Source organism: Pseudoalteromonas sp. J2K-J599 (assembly GCF_059295115.2).
In genome coordinates, this window is the sequence record NZ_CM200271.1 from 3,572,358 (window position 1) to 3,592,684 (window position 20,327).

General features: G+C 41.6%; 12 protein-coding genes and 3 rRNA genes. 6 read left to right on the forward strand and 9 right to left on the reverse strand.

What is annotated here, in order from left to right; genetic code table 11:
• The first annotated feature begins 74 nt into the window (after positions 1 to 74).
• Positions 75 to 641: an NADPH-dependent FMN reductase gene (locus AC5NT5_RS16195; protein WP_008138682.1), complete on the forward strand. Its 567-nt coding sequence runs from the start codon at positions 75 to 77 to the stop codon at positions 639 to 641.
• Positions 642 to 662: 21 nt separating this feature from the next.
• Here AC5NT5_RS16195 and AC5NT5_RS16200 read toward each other — a convergent pair whose 3' ends face one another.
• Complete coding sequence (locus tag AC5NT5_RS16200) at positions 663 to 1,103, reverse strand: tellurite resistance TerB family protein (protein WP_002959645.1); 441 nt, start codon at positions 1,101 to 1,103, stop codon at positions 663 to 665.
• 99 nt (positions 1,104 to 1,202) lie between these two features.
• On the opposite strand from AC5NT5_RS16200, the gene AC5NT5_RS16205 reads away from it, so the two are divergent.
• On the forward strand, positions 1,203 to 1,583 hold the full coding sequence (locus AC5NT5_RS16205; RefSeq protein ID WP_494514331.1) for a hypothetical protein: 381 nt from the start codon (positions 1,203 to 1,205) through the stop codon (positions 1,581 to 1,583).
• Positions 1,584 to 1,585: 2 nt separating this feature from the next.
• On the opposite strand, the gene AC5NT5_RS16210 is transcribed toward AC5NT5_RS16205, so the two are convergent.
• From AC5NT5_RS16210 to rhlB, 6 genes are all read right to left on the reverse strand, one after another.
• Positions 1,586 to 2,179, reverse strand: a complete 594-nt coding sequence (locus tag AC5NT5_RS16210) for a hypothetical protein (RefSeq protein WP_494514332.1) — start codon at positions 2,177 to 2,179, stop codon at positions 1,586 to 1,588.
• A gap of 563 nt (positions 2,180 to 2,742) precedes the next feature.
• Positions 2,743 to 2,857, reverse strand: a 5S ribosomal RNA gene (gene rrf, locus AC5NT5_RS16215).
• Between the two features lie 207 nt (positions 2,858 to 3,064).
• Positions 3,065 to 5,954, reverse strand: a 23S ribosomal RNA gene (locus AC5NT5_RS16220).
• Between the two features lie 297 nt (positions 5,955 to 6,251).
• Positions 6,252 to 7,787 (reverse strand): 16S ribosomal RNA (locus AC5NT5_RS16225).
• Together the 16S, 23S and 5S rRNA genes form the textbook arrangement of a ribosomal RNA operon.
• 526 nt (positions 7,788 to 8,313) lie before the next feature.
• Positions 8,314 to 9,807, reverse strand: coding sequence for a guanosine-5'-triphosphate,3'-diphosphate diphosphatase (gppA, locus tag AC5NT5_RS16230; protein WP_494514248.1), 1,494 nt, complete (start codon positions 9,805 to 9,807; stop codon positions 8,314 to 8,316).
• 43 nt (positions 9,808 to 9,850) lie between these two features.
• Positions 9,851 to 11,128: an ATP-dependent RNA helicase RhlB gene (rhlB, locus tag AC5NT5_RS16235; protein ID WP_002960940.1), complete on the reverse strand. Its 1,278-nt coding sequence runs from the start codon at positions 11,126 to 11,128 to the stop codon at positions 9,851 to 9,853.
• 91 nt (positions 11,129 to 11,219) lie between these two features.
• Between rhlB and trxA the strand changes: the two genes are divergently transcribed.
• The gene (gene trxA / locus AC5NT5_RS16240) at positions 11,220 to 11,546 is read left to right on the forward strand and encodes a thioredoxin TrxA (protein ID WP_002960942.1); all 327 of its coding nucleotides are present in this window, start codon (positions 11,220 to 11,222) and stop codon (positions 11,544 to 11,546) included.
• Positions 11,547 to 11,732: 186 nt separating this feature from the next.
• On the forward strand, positions 11,733 to 12,992 hold the full coding sequence (gene rho / locus AC5NT5_RS16245) for a transcription termination factor Rho (RefSeq protein ID WP_002960945.1): 1,260 nt from the start codon (positions 11,733 to 11,735) through the stop codon (positions 12,990 to 12,992).
• A 63-nt stretch (positions 12,993 to 13,055) separates the two neighbouring features.
• Here the strand turns inward: rho and AC5NT5_RS16250 are convergent, their stop codons facing one another.
• A complete protein-coding gene (locus AC5NT5_RS16250) occupies positions 13,056 to 15,875 on the reverse strand; it encodes a tetratricopeptide repeat-containing hybrid sensor histidine kinase/response regulator (RefSeq protein WP_494514247.1) in 2,820 nt (939 codons plus the stop codon).
• A 76-nt stretch (positions 15,876 to 15,951) separates the two neighbouring features.
• Here AC5NT5_RS16250 and AC5NT5_RS16255 point away from each other — a divergent pair, with 76 nt between their 5' ends.
• Positions 15,952 to 16,524, forward strand: a complete 573-nt coding sequence (locus AC5NT5_RS16255; RefSeq protein ID WP_002960947.1) for a DNA-J related domain-containing protein — start codon at positions 15,952 to 15,954, stop codon at positions 16,522 to 16,524.
• 22 nt (positions 16,525 to 16,546) lie between these two features.
• Here the strand turns inward: AC5NT5_RS16255 and dbpA are convergent, their stop codons facing one another.
• Positions 16,547 to 17,935 (reverse strand): ATP-dependent RNA helicase DbpA, encoded by a 1,389-nt coding sequence (dbpA, locus tag AC5NT5_RS16260; protein WP_002960948.1) that lies wholly within the window; start codon positions 17,933 to 17,935, stop codon positions 16,547 to 16,549.
• A 189-nt stretch (positions 17,936 to 18,124) separates the two neighbouring features.
• Between dbpA and AC5NT5_RS16265 the strand changes: the two genes are divergently transcribed.
• Positions 18,125 to 20,203, forward strand: a complete 2,079-nt coding sequence (locus AC5NT5_RS16265; protein WP_024594867.1) for a TonB-dependent siderophore receptor — start codon at positions 18,125 to 18,127, stop codon at positions 20,201 to 20,203.
• Positions 20,204 to 20,327: the final 124 nt, after the last annotated feature.

The following is a 20,327-nucleotide window of genomic DNA, read 5'->3' on the forward strand; positions in this document are numbered from 1 at the left end:
GTTTATTAGGGTTTTCTACAAGTGAAATTTTGCTACATTAGTCATGTAACTTAAAACATTAAAAGGCCACTACCATGTCAGCACCAAAAATTATCGCCCTAGCTGGAAGCCTTCGCCAAGAAAGCTTTAATCAAAAAATTATTAATGAGGCAGCACGTTTTGCTCTACAAACAGGTGCTGAAGTAGAAGTAATAAAACTAAACGAATTAAACATCCCACTATTTAACGAAGATATTGAAGCGCAAGGTACACCAAGCGATGTACAGCTTTTAAAAGATAAGCTACGTACAGCCGACGGTATTTTACTAGCAAGCCCAGAGTACAACGGCTCTATTACCGCAGCACTAAAAAATGCGATTGATTGGGCATCGCGTACAGAGCAAGGTGCTGTTCCTGCTTTTCGTAATAAAGTGGTTGCTTTGTTTGCAGCATCGCCTGGTGGGCTTGGCGGCTTACGCGGTTTAAATCATGTGCGTGATATATTAAGCGGCATTGGATCGTTAGTACTTGCCGATCAACTTGCAGTACCCGCTGTGCACACATTGTTTAATGAAAATGGGCAAATAAATGAACCTGTAACGGCTGAAAAAGTATCAGCCCTCGCTCATCAGTTAGTAAGCGTTGCAAGTAAGTTAAGATAACTTGCACGCCTAAATAACTAATTACTTTGTCGCTGCTATTTTGGCGGCGATAAAGTCGGTATGCGTTACATATAAAAGCCCTGCTACCTTACGTATAACGTAGTCTTCTTGGGGATCTATTTCTCCATCGGCATACGCTAAGCGCCATAATAACTCTATTATTTCTATTCGCTGCGCCGCGCTACAATGCTCATTAATCTGCTTTGAAAACTGAAAGTAATCTATCGAATCATCTAAGCTACTTGCCGCATTATTAGTAAGCTCATTAACCTCAGTGTCTGTTAAATTAAAGTACTTTTTTAAGGTTACAGTCAGGGTTCGTTGTTCATCATGTTCAAGCTTGGTATCTGCGCGCATAACTTCAATTAATAATGCAGCAACCGCTGTTTTTAAATCGTGCTCTTGCATACTTGGCTGCTGTTCATCGAATACAGCAAAAAGTTGTTTTATTTGTTTGAACATCACACTTTCCCTTTTTGGGTGTTAGACTAATACGTAAAGAAATCGACCTTATTACTCTTATTAATGGGTATAAAGTTCGCAAATTAAAGGATACATTTTATGAAAGGAATAAACACACCACGCTTATTTATAGGCGCTACGCTGGTGGCCCTTTCAAGTGCAAATACTGCACTTGCTGAAAAAGCCGAAACCGAGAAGCTCTACGACTTTGATAACAAAGTACATTACTACCAAACACAAATTGGCGAAAACAACTATAAAATAGAAATCCAGTCAGACGATTACAAACACTTTACCAATCAAAGTGTATTTTTGTTACGTCATGCTGACCGTCTATGCCGCGGCAATACCTTTATGTTGAAAGTACTTGAAGGCGTGCAAGAGTACGAACGCTTTCCAACAAAACCACGTGCTTACCAACCAGATTTAAGTGTTTTACTCCAATGCGAAACGAAAGAAGATACAAGTAAGGGTAAGTAATCTTAGTCTTTATAACCCCAAGGTGCTGATGGTGGAATAATCGGTTTAGTTAAATCAAAATCCACCTTAAACTCACGTCCTTGACGAATTAATCGATAAGTAAATACTTCTGGGTAAATATACATTTGCCATGTATTACCTACAGACTGCGCAAGACCTTGTTTTACAAATAACTCTTTAGAGTATTGGTCTGCTGGAAACGACTGCATTTGCGCAAACCCTGCATCAAGCGTATGGCCACCATACATAGTTGATGCGTCGTCTGTTCCATTTTTATGACGATGATCGTGCTTTAAACTCAAGCCGCTACCCGTTTTAGTTATGATCCATGTACGTGATGCATCGCCTCCTACATGAAACGGTACTTGTAACTCAGTCTCACTACATTTACGTACATGCATAACCAGTTTTTTATCTGTAAATGAGCTTGGGCCTTTCGCGTTATCTACCGCTACTTCACCTTCAAAAGCTTTACCGCAATGCGCTGCAATACTATTAAAAAAGGCATCATGAGTAGGAATAGACACTAACGGTGCAGGGCGTGCAAAGACTGTCGATGAAGCAAGTAATAAAGTTACTGCAGTTAATAATTTCATATATTTCTCGTTATAGTTATTTTAAAACACCTGTAATAGTACAGTTTTCTTAAGTACTTTATTAGAAGTATCTATATAAAAATGAGAACAGGACAACTAGATAAAATTTTATGTAATGATTAACGACTAAATATCTCTGCACTCATTAACAATCCTACTTTTATAAATATTAATTACACACTCCTAGATGTGATTTTAACGTCGGGAGTCGCTAAGCTCACCCGACCTACATGATGGGTGTTGGTATGAGTGTGTGTTAACTGCGCACATTTTACTTTTCTGCAGACGTGAAAAAGCCCAACTATTTTTAGTCGGGCTCTCTAAAATTTGAGGTCTGGTGATGTCGTAGTGCCCACAGCGGTAGAAAGTCACATAACAAATGCTACTTTATTGGCCGACTGGGGTATTGAGGGTTTTTGGTGTGATTCTAGCGTCGGGGGTCGCTGCGCTCGCCCGCCCTGCGTGATGATGTTGATATGAGTGTGTGTTTATTGCGCACATTTCACTTTTCTGCAGACGTAAAAAAGCCCGACTCTTTCGAATCGGGCTCTCTACAATTTGAAGCCTGGTAATGTCCTACTTTCACATAGCAAATGCTACACTATCATCGGCGCTGTTTCGTTTCACTACTGAGTTCGGCATGGAGTCAGGTGGGTCCAAAACGCTATTGTCACCAAGCAAATTAGGTGCAAAGAATCAATGACAAGCACGTAGTGCTACCATTTTCTTTGCGCAAGGTGCCTCAATGTTAACGCTACGCGCTAAGAGTCACCTCTTGAATTTGGAAAATATCTGATAATATTTTTTAAGTCTTTCTTAAGTAATATCTACTTTAGTTATATTAACTTCTGTCTAAACTGTCGCATAAAACGCGTTTGGCGTTGTATGGTTAAGCCTCACGGGTAATTAGTACAAGTTAGCTTAATGGCTCACACCACTTCCACATCTTGCCTATCAACGTTGTAGTCTTCAACGGCCCTTCAGAGACTTTAAAAGTCTAGTGAGAACTCATCTCGAGGCCTGCTTCGCGCTTAGATGCTTTCAGCGCTTATCAGTTCCGAACGTAGCTACCGGGCAATGCCATTGGCATGACAACCCGAACACCAGCGGTTCGTTCACTCCGGTCCTCTCGTACTAGGAGCAACCCCTCTCAATTCTCAAACGCCCACGGCAGATAGGGACCGAACTGTCTCACGACGTTCTAAACCCAGCTCGCGTACCACTTTAAATGGCGAACAGCCATACCCTTGGGACCGACTTCAGCCCCAGGATGTGATGAGCCGACATCGAGGTGCCAAACACCGCCGTCGATATGAACTCTTGGGCGGTATCAGCCTGTTATCCCCGGAGTACCTTTTATCCGTTGAGCGATGGCCCTTCCATTCAGAACCACCGGATCACTATGACCTACTTTCGTACCTGCTCGACGTGTCTGTCTCGCAGTTAAGCTGGCTTCTACCATTACACTAACCGTACGATGTCCGACCGTACTTAGCCAACCTTCGTGCTCCTCCGTTACTCTTTAGGAGGAGACCGCCCCAGTCAAACTACCCACCAGGCACTGTCCGTAACCCCGATTCAGGGGCCAACGTTAGAACATCAAAACTACAAGGGTGGTATTTCAAGGACGACTCCACAACAACTAGCGTCGCTGCTTCAAAGTCTCCCACCTATCCTACACATGTAGGTTCAATGTTCAGTGCCAAGCTGTAGTAAAGGTTCACGGGGTCTTTCCGTCTAGCCGCGGGTACACAGCATCTTCACTGCGATTTCAATTTCACTGAGTCTCGGGTGGAGACAGCGTGGCCATGGTTACACCATTCGTGCAGGTCGGAACTTACCCGACAAGGAATTTCGCTACCTTAGGACCGTTATAGTTACGGCCGCCGTTTACCGGGGCTTCGATCAAGAGCTTCTCCCTAAGGATAACCCCATCAATTAACCTTCCGGCACCGGGCAGGTGTCACACCGTATACGTCATCTTGCGATTTTGCACAGTGCTGTGTTTTTAATAAACAGTCCCAGCCACCTGGTCACTGCGGCTCCCGTCCGCTTAGAGAGCAAGTCTCATCACAGATAGGAGCGTACCTTCTCCCGAAGTTACGGTACGATTTTGCCTAGTTCCTTCACCCGAGTTCTCTCAAGCGCCTTAGTATTCTCTACCTGACCACCTGTGTCGGTTTGGGGTACGATTCCATATAATCTGAAGCTTAGAGGCTTTTCCTGGAAGTATGGCATCAACAACTTCATCACCGTAGTGACTCGTCTCGTGTCTCAGTCTTAATAGCAACCCGGATTTACCTAAGTCGCCAACCTACTCACTTTCACATGGACTACCAACGCCATGCTTGTTTAGCCTGCTCCGTCCCCCCATCGCAATTATATCGAGTACAGAAATATTAATCTGTTTCCCATCGACTACGCCTTTCGGCCTCGCCTTAGGGGTCGACTTACCCTACCCTGATTAACATGGGATAGGAACCCTTGGTCTTCCGGCGTGGGAGTTTTTCACTCCCATTATCGTTACTCATGTCAGCATTCGCACTTCTGATACGTCCAGCATACCTCCCGGTACACCTTCAACCGCTTACAGAACGCTCCCCTACCACTCAGAATAAATTCTGAATCCGCAGCTTCGGTGCATAGTTTAGCCCCGTTACATCTTCCGCGCAGACCGACTCGACCAGTGAGCTATTACGCTTTCTTTAAAGGATGGCTGCTTCTAAGCCAACCTCCTGGCTGTCTGGGCCTTTCCACATCGTTTCCCACTTAACTATGACTTTGGGACCTTAGCTGGCGGTCTGGGTTGTTTCCCTCTTCACGACGGACGTTAGCACCCGCCGTGTGTCTCCCGGATATTACTTTACGGTATTCGGAGTTTGCAAAGGGTTGGTAAGTCGGGATGACCCCCTAGCCTTAACAGTGCTCTACCCCCGTAAGTATTCGTCCGAGGCTCTACCTAAATAGATTTCGGGGAGAACCAGCTATCTCCCGGTTTGATTAGCCTTTCACTCCTAGCCACAGGTCATCCCCTAACTTTTCAACGTTAGTGGGTTCGGTCCTCCAGTTGATGTTACTCAACCTTCAACCTGCCCATGGCTAGATCACCGGGTTTCGGGTCTATACCTTGCAACTATTCGCCCAGTTAAGACTCGGTTTCCCTACGGCTACCCTATTCGGTTAACCTCGCTACAAAATATAAGTCGCTGACCCATTATACAAAAGGTACGCAGTCACCCAACAAGTGGGCTCCTACTGCTTGTACGTACACGGTTTCAGGTTCTATTTCACTCCCCTCACAGGGGTTCTTTTCGCCTTTCCCTCACGGTACTGGTTCACTATCGGTCAGTTGGGAGTATTTAGCCTTAGATGATGGTCCACCTATATTCAGTCAAAGTTTCACGTGCTCCGACCTACTCGATTTCACTTAAAATGTCTTTTCATGTACGGGACTATCACCCTGTATCGTGGCACTTTCCAGAGCCTTCCATTAACACATAATAAGCTTAAGGGCTGTTCCGATTTCGCTCGCCGCTACTTTCGGAATCTCGGTTGATTTCTTTTCCTACGGGTACTTAGATGTTTCAGTTCTCCGCGTTCGCCTCGTTAACCTATGTATTCAGTTAACGATACCTGCAAGCAGGTGGGTTTCCCCATTCGGAAATCCTAGTCTCAAGCGCTTTTTACTAGCTTGACTAGGCTTATCGCAAGTTAATACGTCCTTCATCGCCTCCAACTGCCAAGGCATCCACCGTGTACGCTTAGTCACTTAACCATACAACCCAAACGGGTCTTTGTTTTGTGACAGCTTAACTTCGCCAGAAGTTAATATTGAATACTAAAGTAGATACCAATCAATCAACGTAAAACGTTAATCAAATGGCACTGAATGGTACTGCTACCATTCTTTTTTACTTTTGAAAACTCTTGATAAATACAATGTATCTATCAGAATTTTATTATCAGCTTTTCCAAATTTTTAAAGAGCATATTAATTAGTTATCCCAAAGGGACAAGCACTAATTAACAATCATCTGTGTGGACACTACGAACAAATAAGTTCTAAATCGTATAAGGAGGTGATCCAGCCCCAGGTTCCCCTAGGGCTACCTTGTTACGACTTCACCCCAGTCATGAATCACTCCGTGGTAAACGTCCTCCCGAGGGTTAGACTATCTACTTCTGGAGCAACCCACTCCCATGGTGTGACGGGCGGTGTGTACAAGGCCCGGGAACGTATTCACCGCGTCATTCTGATACGCGATTACTAGCGATTCCGACTTCATGGAGTCGAGTTGCAGACTCCAATCCGGACTACGACGCACTTTAAGTGATTCGCTTACTCTCGCGAGTTCGCAGCACTCTGTATGCGCCATTGTAGCACGTGTGTAGCCCTACACGTAAGGGCCATGATGACTTGACGTCGTCCCCACCTTCCTCCGGTTTATCACCGGCAGTCTCCTTAGAGTTCTCAGCATTACCTGCTAGCAACTAAGGATAGGGGTTGCGCTCGTTGCGGGACTTAACCCAACATCTCACAACACGAGCTGACGACAGCCATGCAGCACCTGTATCAGAGTTCCCGAAGGCACCAAACCATCTCTGGTAAGTTCTCTGTATGTCAAGTGTAGGTAAGGTTCTTCGCGTTGCATCGAATTAAACCACATGCTCCACCGCTTGTGCGGGCCCCCGTCAATTCATTTGAGTTTTAACCTTGCGGCCGTACTCCCCAGGCGGTCTACTTAATGCGTTAGCTTTGAAAAACAGAACCGAGGCTCCGAGCTTCTAGTAGACATCGTTTACGGCGTGGACTACCGGGGTATCTAATCCCGTTTGCTCCCCACGCTTTCGTACATGAGCGTCAGTGTTGACCCAGGTGGCTGCCTTCGCCATCGGTATTCCTTCAGATCTCTACGCATTTCACCGCTACACCTGAAATTCTACCACCCTCTATCACACTCTAGTTTGCCAGTTCGAAATGCAGTTCCCAGGTTGAGCCCGGGGCTTTCACATCTCGCTTAACAAACCGCCTGCGTACGCTTTACGCCCAGTAATTCCGATTAACGCTCGCACCCTCCGTATTACCGCGGCTGCTGGCACGGAGTTAGCCGGTGCTTCTTCTGTCAGTAACGTCACAGCTAGCAGGTATTAACTACTAACCTTTCCTCCTGACTGAAAGTGCTTTACAACCCGAAGGCCTTCTTCACACACGCGGCATGGCTGCATCAGGCTTGCGCCCATTGTGCAATATTCCCCACTGCTGCCTCCCGTAGGAGTCTGGGCCGTGTCTCAGTCCCAGTGTGGCTGATCATCCTCTCAAACCAGCTAGGGATCGTCGCCTTGGTGAGCCATTACCTCACCAACTAGCTAATCCCACTTGGGCCAATCTAAAGGCGAGAGCCGAAGCCCCCTTTGGTCCGTAGACATTATGCGGTATTAGCAGTCGTTTCCAACTGTTGTCCCCCACCTCAAGGCATGTTCCCAAGCATTACTCACCCGTCCGCCGCTCGTCAGCAAAGTAGCAAGCTACTTTCTGTTACCGCTCGACTTGCATGTGTTAGGCCTGCCGCCAGCGTTCAATCTGAGCCATGATCAAACTCTTCAATTAAAAAGTTTTATGTCTTTCGACAGCTCAATGAATTCTGAATTTTTTAATATCTTTCGATATTGAATTGACTGTGCCGAATAATTACCGAAATAACTATTCTGTTGGTCACTCAGTTTTCAATTGAGACTCTAATTTGTTTGCCTCGCTACCTAAGTAGTTTGGCTGTTAGAACTCAATCTGTACGAGTGCCCACACAGATGATTGCTTTATATTGTTAAAGAACGTTGCGATTATAAAGTTGAACTTTATCTCGCTAGGGCTGCGCATATTACGCTTTCCTATTTTTTTGTCAATACTTAAATTTAAACTTTCTAAAAAGATTCACTCTAAGTTTTACTTAACACCCTGAGTTGTTCGTGCCTCGCTATGCGTTGCTGTTTCCCGTCTCAGTGGGGTCGCATTATAGGGAGATCCAAAAACAGATCAACCCTTTTTTGAAGAAAACTTGAAATAATGTGCTGTTCGCACATATTTACATCGAAATGGTTACTTTAAACACTAAAAAGGCCCTGATGGGCCTTTTTAATTAGTTTACTATGAGCTTCCAGCCAAGTTTTCCTTGCTGTTTAGACTCTTGTTGCAGCTCACTGGCCATTAATGGATGATCTTTTAACCAGTTACTTTCAAACTTAAGGTCTAAGACTTCATTTTTAGCAGTTAACTCAAACTTAGGCAGTACATCATCTTGTCTGCGCATTGATAAAATGACTGCTATTCGTAGTAATCTCACTATATATTGCGCTAATAGACTATTTACGCCGAGTGAATTAAAACAACCTTTTGGAAAATCAGATCGATGTGCATCTGCTACCGCTACTATTAATTTATGCTCTGATTGTGAAAAACCAGGCATATCGGTATTTTCCAAAATATAAGCGGTATGTTTATGGTACTGCTTATACTCTATTAGTAATCCAACCTCATGAAGCTGCGCTACCGCTTTTAATAGTGGTAACCCATTTAAGCTTTCAATTGGCCAATCTTTATCAATACTCAGCGCTAACTGCATTGCCAAGCTAGAAACTCGACACGCTTGTTTTTGATCAACATGATAACGACTCATAAACCCATCAACTGTGCGTTTGCGAATGTCGTTATTATGAAACTCCGGAACCATGCTATATAAAACACCTTCACGCAGTGCTCCACCCGCCAATCCCATTTTTTCTATTTCAAGAGATTCAAATAGTGCGATTAAGATTGCAAGTCCTGATACAAATACCAGTCGACGGTCTTCACTTAATCCAGGAAGGTCTAGCGCTGCAATAGTGCTAAATGCAATTGCTTGATCTTTTATAGTGTTGAGCTTTTCAAGTGTAAGTAAGTCGTCAAGATTTTGCGCGACCATAATTTCTTGAATTGCTTGTACTGTACCAGAAGCTCCAGATGCAATTTGCCATCCAGCTGCTTTATACTCTGGAGAAATTTCATCAATGACTGCACGAGCCGCTTTTATTGCTGCGTTAAAGTTACTCTTACTTAGTTGGCAATCTTTAAAATAGCGTTCAAGATAGGTAACACAGCCCATATTGAGGCTTTTGTAATGTAGGGCATCAAATGCTTTACCAATTACAACTTCTGTACTTGCACCACCAATATCAATAACAAGCTGTTTGCCAGTACAAGATGAAGTATGGGCAACACCTTTATAAATTGTGCGCGCTTCTAATTCTCCGCTAATAACATTAATGTTATGACCTAGAATTTTTTCGGCATGATTTTTAAATACGTCGGCGTTAGTTGCTAAGCGTAAGGTAGCTGTTGCTACTATGGTGATGTTTTTGTCTGGGATATCTTGTAGACGCTCAGCAAAAAGGGCAAGGCATTCCCAGCCTCGCTGCATTGCTTCAGTGCTTAATACGTTTCCTTTATCAAGCCCTGCGGCTAATCGGACTTTGCGTTTAACACGTCCAATTGTTTGTAGACCGCCAGCAATTGATTTGGCAATAAGCATATGAAAGCTATTTGAGCCCAAATCAATAACTGCGTACACATTTTTTTGCGGTTTAAGTTGCCCCACCGTTCAAAAACCTCTAGTTACTACTACTTATACAAACGGTCGCTTACGACCGTCCTTTTTGGTAACTATTATTTGGGCGACGTCCGCTGTTATTACTACGGTTACGTGGACCTGTTGAATAGTTGCGCTTTCTTTGAATAATAGGCTGAGTTAAATCATCTAGCAATGCTGTTTTATCATAATGTGATAAAGGAATGCTGTGCTCTATATATTCTTCAATTTCATGCAGGTTGTATGCATATTGCTCACATGCAAAACTAATTGCGTGGCCTGATGCACCAGCGCGGCCAGTACGGCCAATACGGTGAACATAATCTTCACAATCGTCAGGTAAATCAAAGTTAAACACATGACTTACTTCTGGAATATGAAGACCACGCGCTGCAACATCGGTCGCAACTAAAAAGTCTAAATCACCTTTGCTAAATTGCGCTAATATAGTTTGGCGTTTTTTCTGGTTAACATCACCAGTAAGCATACCTACACGATGACCGTCTGATTTAAGCCAAGCATATACTGTTTCACAACTATGCTTGGTATTTGCAAACACGATTGCTTTCTCTGGCCATTCTTCTTCAATTAAGGTTAACAACAGCTTAATTTTATCTTCTTGCGAAGGATGAAATAGCTCTTCTTGGATACGTTTACCCGTTTTAACGTCAGGTTCAATTTGAACATGCTCTGGGTTTGTCATGTGCTCAAAAGCTAATTCTTGTACGCGGTACGATAATGTGGCAGAAAATAATAAGTTTAAACGCTTTGATGTATCTGGCATGCGATCGAACATATAGCGAATATCTTTGATAAAACCTAAATCGAACATACGATCGGCTTCGTCCAGCACGACTACCTCAATTTCATTAAGGGTGTAACAGCCTTGCTTATACAGATCAATTAGGCGACCTGTAGTACCAATTAAAATATCAACGCCTTTTTCTAGTTGTGCACGTTGTTTTTCGTAATCTTCGCCACCATATACTAAACCTAAGTTAAGATTACAGTGCGGCGCTAAAATTTTAGCATCTTTGTGTATCTGAATCGCAAGCTCCCGAGTAGGGGCCATGATCAGGGCTCTTGGATGTTTACTAGGTGCTTTGCTAGATTGTAATAACCGATGGCACGTGGCGGTTAAAAACGCCAACGTTTTGCCTGTACCCGTTTGAGCTTGGCCCGCGATATCGCGTCCATCACAAATAAAAGGTAGGCATTTTGCTTGAATAGGTGTGCAATATTCAAACCCATTCTCGGTTAAACCGGCAACCACTTCCGGTGCGATAGCAAAGTCTGAAAACTTTTTATCGGTTAAATGTGTCTTAGTCATAGCGTTTAAGCATAACGTTTAAACTTGCAATAAGAAACAAGAGTGTTTAAATACGCACTAAATATTTCGCCTAACTAAATCGGAGAGCGCAATGAGCGAGAAAATAATCCAAATTACTGACGATAGCTTTGAAGCTGACGTATTACAATCAGACAAACCAGTACTAGTAGATTTCTGGGCTGAATGGTGTGGACCTTGTAAAATGATCGCCCCTATTCTTCACGAAGTTGCTGATGAATACGACAGCCGTGTGACTGTTGCTAAATTAAATATTGACCAAAATGCTGGCACACCGCCAAAGTTTGGTATTCGTGGTATCCCTACTTTACTTCTTTTTAAAGATGGCCAAGTAGCTGCAACGAAAGTAGGTGCTCTTTCAAAAACTCAACTTATCGAGTTTTTAGAAAACAACATCTAACGGTAAGCTAGAACAATAAAAAGGGCTTTTTTGCCCTTTTTTAAATTTATTTTGTATAAAGACTGGACGCTTTGCCAGTGAACTGCTAGTTTATAAAGCCAACTAATCCTTAGTTATATTCAACAAACCTCACTCAACGATCAAAGCGATTTTGAGTATGACAACTGTAATAAAGAACCCACCAATATGCATTTACGCGAATTAAAAGACAAGTCGATTAAAGAGCTTGTAGACTTAGCTGAGTCCATGGGGCTCGAAAACGTAGCCCGCTTAAGAAAGCAAGATATCATTTTTGCCATTCTTAAATCCCATGCCAAAGGCGGAGAGAATATCTTCGGCGGCGGTGTATTAGAGATTTTACAAGATGGTTTCGGCTTCTTAAGATCATCAGAAGCCTCTTACTTAGCTGGGCCAGATGACATTTATGTTTCACCTAGCCAAATTCGCCGTTTCAGCATGCGTACTGGCGATTCAATTTCAGGCCTTATTCGTCCACCTAAAGACGGTGAACGTTACTTTGCTTTACTTAAAGTAAATGAAGTTAACTTTGATAAACCTGAAAACTCTCGAACTAAAATTCTTTTTGAAAACCTTACTCCACTACATGCAAACGAACGTTTTCGCATGGAACGTGGTAACGGCAGTAAAGAAGATATTACAGCCCGTGTACTTGATTTAGCATCTCCTATTGGCCGCGGCCAACGTGGCTTGTTAGTAGCTCCGCCAAAAGCGGGTAAAACAATGCTACTTCAAAACATTGCACAATCAATTACGCATAATCACCCTGATGTAACATTAATGGTTTTACTTATTGATGAACGTCCGGAAGAAGTAACAGAGATGCAACGCCTAGTTAAAGGTGAAGTTATTGCATCAACGTTCGATGAGCCAGCTTCTCGTCACGTACAAGTTGCCGAAATGGTTATCGAAAAAGCAAAACGCCTAGTTGAACATAAAAAAGATGTTGTTATCTTATTGGATTCAATCACTCGTTTAGCACGTGCTTATAACACCGTTATTCCTTCATCAGGTAAAGTACTTACTGGTGGTGTTGACGCTAACGCATTACATAAACCTAAGCGCTTCTTTGGTGCTGCACGTAACGTTGAGGAAGGTGGTAGCTTAACAATTATAGCTACAGCGCTTATCGATACCGGCTCTAAAATGGATGAAGTCATCTACGAAGAGTTTAAAGGTACTGGTAACATGGAACTTCACCTTAACCGTAAAATTGCGGAAAGACGTGTATTCCCTGCTATCGACTTTAATCGTTCAGGCACTCGTCGTGAAGAATTACTAACAAAGCCAGATGAGCTTCAAAAGCTTTGGATTTTACGTAAAATTGTTCATGACATGTCAGAAATTGATGCAATGGAATTCTTAATCGATAAACTATCGATGAGCAAAACCAATGATGAATTTTTTGATTCGATGAGACGCCAATAAAGCGTTTTAGCTGAATAAAAAAAGCGCCTAAGGCGCTTTTTTTATGTCGGGATTAAACACAGTTTAACTTTCGTTATACTTTTTAAGTACACTCTGCAGCGTATCAACGAGTGCTTTAAAGTCATTCGCACTACTTTTTGGAGTCCTGCGTAAAAGTGCTCTATCTAAACTTTGAGCTGATTGCGCTATTTCATCTAAACCAAACATTTGCGCCGCGCCTAAAATACGATGGCTATCTTTTTGTAGCGCAGCTAAATCTTCACTTATAAAATGCTGTGTAATCGTTTCACTCTCCAAAGCAAAGCTTTGCTTAAAACTAATGACAAGATCGCTCATATCAACTTCATTTTGCTGTGCAATTGGCTGATCTTCTGCACTATGTAGGTGATTAGAAAGCGCTTTATAAAATGACTCTTTATCTATCGGTTTACCTAAGTAACCACTAAACCCTAACTCTAAATAGCCATCTACTTCATGACTCATAGCATTTGCAGTTAAAGCAAAAATAGGCCGCTCAAAACCACACTGTTTTAATAGCTGAAAAGCAGAACGCCCATCCATCACAGGCATTTGAATATCGAGTAGCACTAAATCAGGATACTCTTTTAAGCACTGCTCTACCGCTTGCTCACCGTTTTCAACGGCAATAACCTCGAGCCCCATTGAACGTAAATAGCGGCTTATTAACCTTCGATTATCAGGGTGATCTTCTGCAAGTACAACACGCCCTGCCAATTGCTTATTTACCTTTGGAGCGCTTTGAGTTTCAATCAGGCTTTGCGATTTATTTACTTCTGCGCACGGTAAAAAGAACGAAAACTGACTGCCCTTTTTGTATTCGCTTTGTACACTGATATAACCGCCCATCATCGCGGCTAATTGTTGCGATAAGCTAAGGCCTAACCCTGTCCCCCCAAAGCGACGGCTAATACTGTTATCAGCTTGGCTAAAGCATTCAAAAATAAGCTTTAACTGTTTAGAGCTCATACCAATACCGGTATCTTTTACAATAATCACTAGCCCTTGTTCACTCTTATTTAAAGCAATAATGATTTGGCCAGCGTGAGTAAACTTAATAGCATTAGCACATAAATTTATAAGAATCTGTTTTACGCGCATTAAATCCAGCTTAGTGTAAAACTCATTACCCACTTGATTGTCTAAAATGAGGCGTAAATTTTTTGCTTTTGCTTGAGTGATAAACATTGCATGTACGTCATTTACAAGCTCTACAATATCAAAGCACGAAATATTTAACTCTAATCTATTGGCTTCAATTTTACTTAAATCGAGTACATCATTTATTAAGCTTTTTAAATGGTCACTGTGACGCTGAATTACTCTTAATTCATCTTTAAGTGACTCAGGCTCATATAATTCATTAATTAAAGCATCTGTTTGCCCTAAAATAGCCGTTAGTGGAGTGCGGATTTCGTGGCTAATATTGGCCAAAAACTGGCTTTTAACATCGTTAGCTTCTCTTAGCTCCTGTGCTATTGCTTGTAACTCGGCAGTGCGCTGCGTAACTTGCTCTGTTAACTGCTGCTTAGCGCGTTTTTCTGCGCCACGGCGGTAAAGCGCAATACCAGTTACAACAACCAAAAGTAATAGTAAAAAAGAGAATAAAGTAAGCTGAGAACGCTGCGACATTTTTAGCTCTTGCACACGTCGATCTTGTTTAAGTTTTTCTATCTCTTGGTTTAATTGGGTTGCTTTAAATTGATGCTGAAGTACCGCTAATGCATTTATAATTGCTGTACTTCTGAGTTTTCGCAGCTCACTAATATATTCTTGTTGCAAGGCCATTGCGCTTGAATAATCGCCTTTACTGGCTTCAAGTAGTGCTTTAGTCCCTAAACCCTCCCTAATTATTCGCTCACTGCCATATTCATGGGCAAGTGAAATAGCTCTATCTAAACTTATTTTCGCCTCTTCTAAGTTGCCTTTAACAAACTGAATTTTACCAAGCGCATGTAGCGCATTAAGCTCTAAATTATGGTTACCTATTTTAAGCGCATAATACTCACCTAATTTAGCTTGCTCGTATGCTTCATCTACTTTTTTTAACACTAAATTAGTATTTGCCAAGTTAGTATATTGCGTAGATAACTTATTGTAATCATTGGCTGAAATATAATAACGCAGCGCTAGCTGGTAATAATGAAGTGCTAAGTCAAATTGATTACTCTCCATATGAGCAACACCCATATTGTTGTATACCTGCGCAATACCGCTTTTATCATCTAACCGCTGATAAACTTTAAGTACATCTTGATAAAGACTAAATGCACTATCGTAGCGTGATAAGCGTATATAAACGCCTGCTATATTAAGTAATATGTCGGTTTGATCTTGCTCACTACCGTGCGCTTCGTAAATAGCTTTTGCCTTTAAGTAAAACTCTAGGGTATCGCCTAGCTTATTCATATTAAAATAAGCCAAACCAATATTATTTAGTAAATTTGCTTGTTCAAGTAGTTGTTCATTTTTTTCAGCTAATACTAGGGTGCGGGTATATTCACTTATGGCCTTTTGAAATAGGCCTTGATAAAAAAGTGCTACACCTTGCATTTTTATTGCACGAAAGTGCTCGTCAGGAAAGAAAGTATCTGAAGTGTTTTTTTCTAATAATTTAAAATAGTGTAAAGATTCTTTAAAATTATCAGCCGATAACGCACTATTACCTAATGCCGAATAAACAGCGACACGCTCTTTTTTAGAAACGTTTTTATTAGCAAGTAACGTATTTGCTAATTGTAATTTAGGCTCCCACTGCACTTCGTTTTTGAATTGCTCAAATAACGAATCACTATTTTGGGCATAGCTAGGAGCTATTAGTACACAGCATATAGTAAATAAGAGGCATTTAAACTTGCCCAGCATAATTTTAATCCTTCAAACCGTTACTTATATCAGTGTAATCTTTATTGAAGATACACTAACTACTAGGGCCTAAACAATGCTTAACCCACTGATTGATGAGATTTTTGAGCTGATATTAACAAGGCAGGTTTGGCAAGTTCATACTTTAGCAGCAGAACTGACAAACCGCAGCGCAATAACAACACTCGATAAAAGCCCTGAACGTGATTTATTTAAACGTAACTTTTTAATTATGAATGCATTGTACCAACTGCAGGCACAATTACGCCCTCAAAGTTTACTCATTTCAACTCTGCATATCGAGCTTTTAGAAAAAGAAGATAATAGTTTAGTAACAACGAACGAAAATTTGCGAGATTATTATTTAGATTGGCGTAATTACGATACCGGTGAAGAGAAAATTGATGAGCTTTTGAATAGTTTTTGGCGTCAGTTTAAAACGACATCACCACAACAAGTATTAAATGACAATGAATTTAAAGCGTTGGCTTTAGAATGGAAGTTACCTGAAAATTTCACTCTTAAAAACGTTCAAAAGCGCTGGAGACAACTTGCATTACAGATGCACCCAGATAAACCAAATGGTTGTGAAGTTAAGTTTAAAAAAATAAAATTACAATACGAGCAGCTAAAGGTAGCTGCTCGCTAATTTGTTAATTTAGCTATTTAAATTAACGAGTAAGGCGACGAGCGCGTATTTTACGCCCTTTAATGTTGCCTTCGGTTAGTTTGCGAAGTGCTGGTTTTGATGAGTTACGTTCAACAGCAACAAATGCTACGTTATCAAGTACGTTAATTTTACCTACTTGACGACCTGCAACCCCATCCTTACCTGTCAGAGCACCAAGAATATCGCCTGCACGTACTTTTTGCTTTTTACCTGAATCAATCATCAAAGTAACCATTTCAGGGCGGTACGGCGGTTTATCTAATAAATTAAACGGCGGCATTTGCTCTGGAGTAATATCACGCTCGTAATGATCGCCAATTTGTGCAATTTTAAACGCTTCAGCTTCACCATAAATAGAACAAGCAATGCCCTTTTTACCAGCACGCCCAGTTCGGCCAACACGGTGAACATGTGTTTGCGTGTCATGTGCTAAATGGTAGTTAATAACCATATCCATGTCATCAATATCTAAACCTCGTGCAGCAACATCGGTTGCAACAAGTATTGAAGCACTTTTATTTGAAAAGTGAATTAGCGTACGTTCACGATCGCGTTGCTCTAAATCACCGTGCAATGCAACAGCGCTGAAGCCTTCGTCAGCTAAATCATCACACACTTGTTGAGTTTCTACTTTGGTATTACAAAATACAACACAGCTTTGTGGTGTAAATTTAAGAAGTAATAACTTAAGCGTTGGATAGCGCTGCTTATTGTTATCCATTTTGTAGAAGTACTGCTTAATTGTGCTTTTTGCTTGCTCTTCTTCTACTTTAACCATTTCTGGATTTTTAAGTACACGCTTAGCAATTGCTTCAATAGCTCTTGGGAAAGTAGCACTAAATAACAATGTTTGACGATTTTGTGGAATACGCTCAATAATTGCATCAAGTGTGTCTTGAAAACCCATATCAAGCATTTGATCAGCTTCATCAAGCACCAATGTTTCCACATCATCTAAACGTAGAGTACCTTTACGAATATGGTCATCAACACGCCCTGGCGTGCCAACAATAATATGCGCGCCATGTTCAAGTGAACCTATTTGCGGGCCAATTGAAACACCACCACATAACGTCAATATTTTAATGTTATGAATGCCGCGCGCTAATTTACGCATTTCTACCGCAACCTGCTCGGCAAGTTCGCGAGTCGGACACAAGACTAAAGATTGAATACGAAAGCGTTTTACGTTTAATTTAGCTAACACACCCAAGCTAAACGCAGCAGTTTTACCTGAACCGGTTTTTGCCTGAGCAATGATGTCTTTACCAGCAAGTACAGGCGGCAAACTTTGCGCTTGTACAGGTGTCATGTGGGCATAGCCAAGTGTTGATAAGTTATCAACGAGTCCAGCCGGTAAAGCCAAAGATGAAAAAGCAGTTGAAGTCACAGTAAGTTCCATAGCAATAAAATAACATGGGAGAAAGCCCCACTAATATGCAGCTTATAATAGCAGAATTCGTAATTGGCAACCATTAACAAACACATTATAAAACATGTTAATGAAAGGTGTTGAAAATGATAGTAGTTTGCATTAAGATCGCGATTGTTTTTTACATACCTGCGCTGGAAGCAATTAATGAAACTGAATTCTATTTACATAGCACTATTAGCAAGCATTACAACAAGCACATATGCAAACACTACCGACCTTGAACGCATAGAAGTAAAGGGAAGCTACTTTAACGATTACAAAGTAGATAACGCTAATGGCGCAATGAGAACATCAGCTTCATTACTTGAAACTGCACAATCTGTCACTGTAATAACCGACACTATTATTAGCGAACAGCTTGCCACTACACTTGGCGAAGTACTCACAAATGACGCAAGCTTAACTGCAGGCTCACAACAACGAAATCGTGAGGTATTTAACTTACGCGGCTTTGAGCTGAGCTCATCGACAGGTTATTTACGCGACGGTCATCAGCATTGGTCGCACTATCAGCAACCAATCGAAATTTTGCAGCAAGTTGAAGTAATTAAAGGCCCATCAAGTATTTTATATGGTCAGTCAGGCCCGGGTGGCTTGGTTAACATGGTAACTAAAAAGCCTACAGCACAAACACTATTTAATGCCAGTGCCGATGTAGATCAGCATGGCTCAACGCGCTTTATGGTTGACGCTGCAGGTGCCTTGACTGAATCGGAAGATTTACGTGCTCGCGGGATTTTAGTAAAGCAAGACGTTGACTACTGGCGTGAGTACCAAAACGGTGAAAACCGTGAGCGTGACCGCTTTTTAGGTGCATTAGTTGTAGATTACGATATTAGCGATAACGCATTAGTACGTGTGCATTACGACCGCACAGATGACGAAGCAGGTTTAGATACTGGCGCATGGATAGACGATAATGCCAATGTAATTGGTAGCGATAAAACAATCCGTGATATGTCTTGGGCATTTACCGACATAACCGTAGAAAACCTAGGTGTAGACCTAGAAGTATTTTTAACCGATAACTGGCAAGTAAAACTTGGCTATAACGAACAAACGTTTGAACGTCAACGCTTTGAGTCAGCACCTCGCATGCCTAGTAGCTTTGCTGAAGGTGACAGCTATGAATCTCGTCCTTACGACCGTTTTGACGATTGGCAATTTAAAACTGCATTTATTGATTTTATTGGTGAATTTAAAACAGGTAGCTTACAGCATCAGTTTTTAATTGGCGCAAACTCGCTAGATTACTACTACGGACAACGCCGTACTTCTGCTGACTACTTTGATTTTTCTGCAGGACAAGCAGAACCATCACGCCCATCTGTAAGTTATAAAACAGATGATACAGTAAGCGAAACTGAATACGACTATTACGGTATTTACGTTCAGGACTTAATTTCATTCTCACCACAATGGCAATTATCGCTAGGTGGCCGTTACGACAAACAAACACGAGAAGGTGCAGATAACGAGTCATTTGTACCAAAGGTAGGTGTGCTTTATCATCCAAATACTTCGGCAACTATATATGCTAGTTACTCAGAAGGTTTTGAGCCTCAAGGTAGTGAAACTCTGATAGATGAAACCGATGTAAATAATGGCATGAAGCTAGATGCCATTACCTCAGAGCAAAGAGAGATTGGTATTAAATGGCAATTATTTGATGACCGTTTACTGCTTACAGGTGCAATTTTTGATATTAGTAAAGAAGGCACACTTGTTAGCGAACAGCTTGAGACGCCTATTGGCTCATTCACAAGTGAAACAAACCAAGTGGGTGAACAACGCCATAAAGGTGTTGAAGTAAGCGCACAAGGTGCTGCTACTGACCGCTTATTTGTTATGGCATCAACTATGTATCTAGATGCTAACTTTGAACGCGATGAAGTATTGGAAGGTAAGCGCCCTACCGATGCACCAAAATGGTCGGCATCACTTTGGACTCGTTATGAATTAAACGACGCCATTGCCATTAACGCTGGCGCTTTTTATGAAGGCGAGCGCTTTGCAGATAGCGATAATACAATTACTAAAGATGCATATACACGTGTTGATGTAGGCGCCACTTATAAGTTTAACTTAAGCAATACCGATATTAACTTACGCCTTAACATCGAAAACTTATTTGATAAGAGCTATTTAGGTGGTGGCGGCACGAGTAATGTAACTGTTGGCGAGGGCACAAATCTTCGTTTAGCAGCGCAATTTAGCTTTTAATTAAATGCTTAAATAACAGCTTTAAAATATAGCCCGCGTACATTTACGCGGGCTTTTTTTATATCTAAACGTTTATACCTAACAGCATTAAACCTATTACAAAGCTTATTCATCTCATCTATTT

Bases quoted from the DNA above. Each gene is read 5' to 3' on its own strand.
- trxA (WP_002960942.1), top strand. From the start codon at position 11,220: ATGAGCGAGAAAATAATCCAAATTACTGACGATAGCTTTGAAGCTGAC.
- AC5NT5_RS16265 (WP_024594867.1), top strand. From the start codon at position 18,125: ATGAAACTGAATTCTATTTACATAGCACTATTAGCAAGCATTACAACA.
- AC5NT5_RS16250 (WP_494514247.1), bottom strand. From the start codon at position 15,875: ATGCTGGGCAAGTTTAAATGCCTCTTATTTACTATATGCTGTGTACTA.
- AC5NT5_RS16210 (WP_494514332.1), bottom strand. From the start codon at position 2,179: ATGAAATTATTAACTGCAGTAACTTTATTACTTGCTTCATCGACAGTC.
- AC5NT5_RS16195 (WP_008138682.1), top strand. From the start codon at position 75: ATGTCAGCACCAAAAATTATCGCCCTAGCTGGAAGCCTTCGCCAAGAA.
- AC5NT5_RS16205 (WP_494514331.1), top strand. From the start codon at position 1,203: ATGAAAGGAATAAACACACCACGCTTATTTATAGGCGCTACGCTGGTG.
- rho (WP_002960945.1), top strand. From the start codon at position 11,733: ATGCATTTACGCGAATTAAAAGACAAGTCGATTAAAGAGCTTGTAGAC.
- AC5NT5_RS16200 (WP_002959645.1), bottom strand. From the start codon at position 1,103: ATGTTCAAACAAATAAAACAACTTTTTGCTGTATTCGATGAACAGCAG.
- AC5NT5_RS16255 (WP_002960947.1), top strand. From the start codon at position 15,952: ATGCTTAACCCACTGATTGATGAGATTTTTGAGCTGATATTAACAAGG.
- rhlB (WP_002960940.1), bottom strand. From the start codon at position 11,128: ATGACTAAGACACATTTAACCGATAAAAAGTTTTCAGACTTTGCTATC.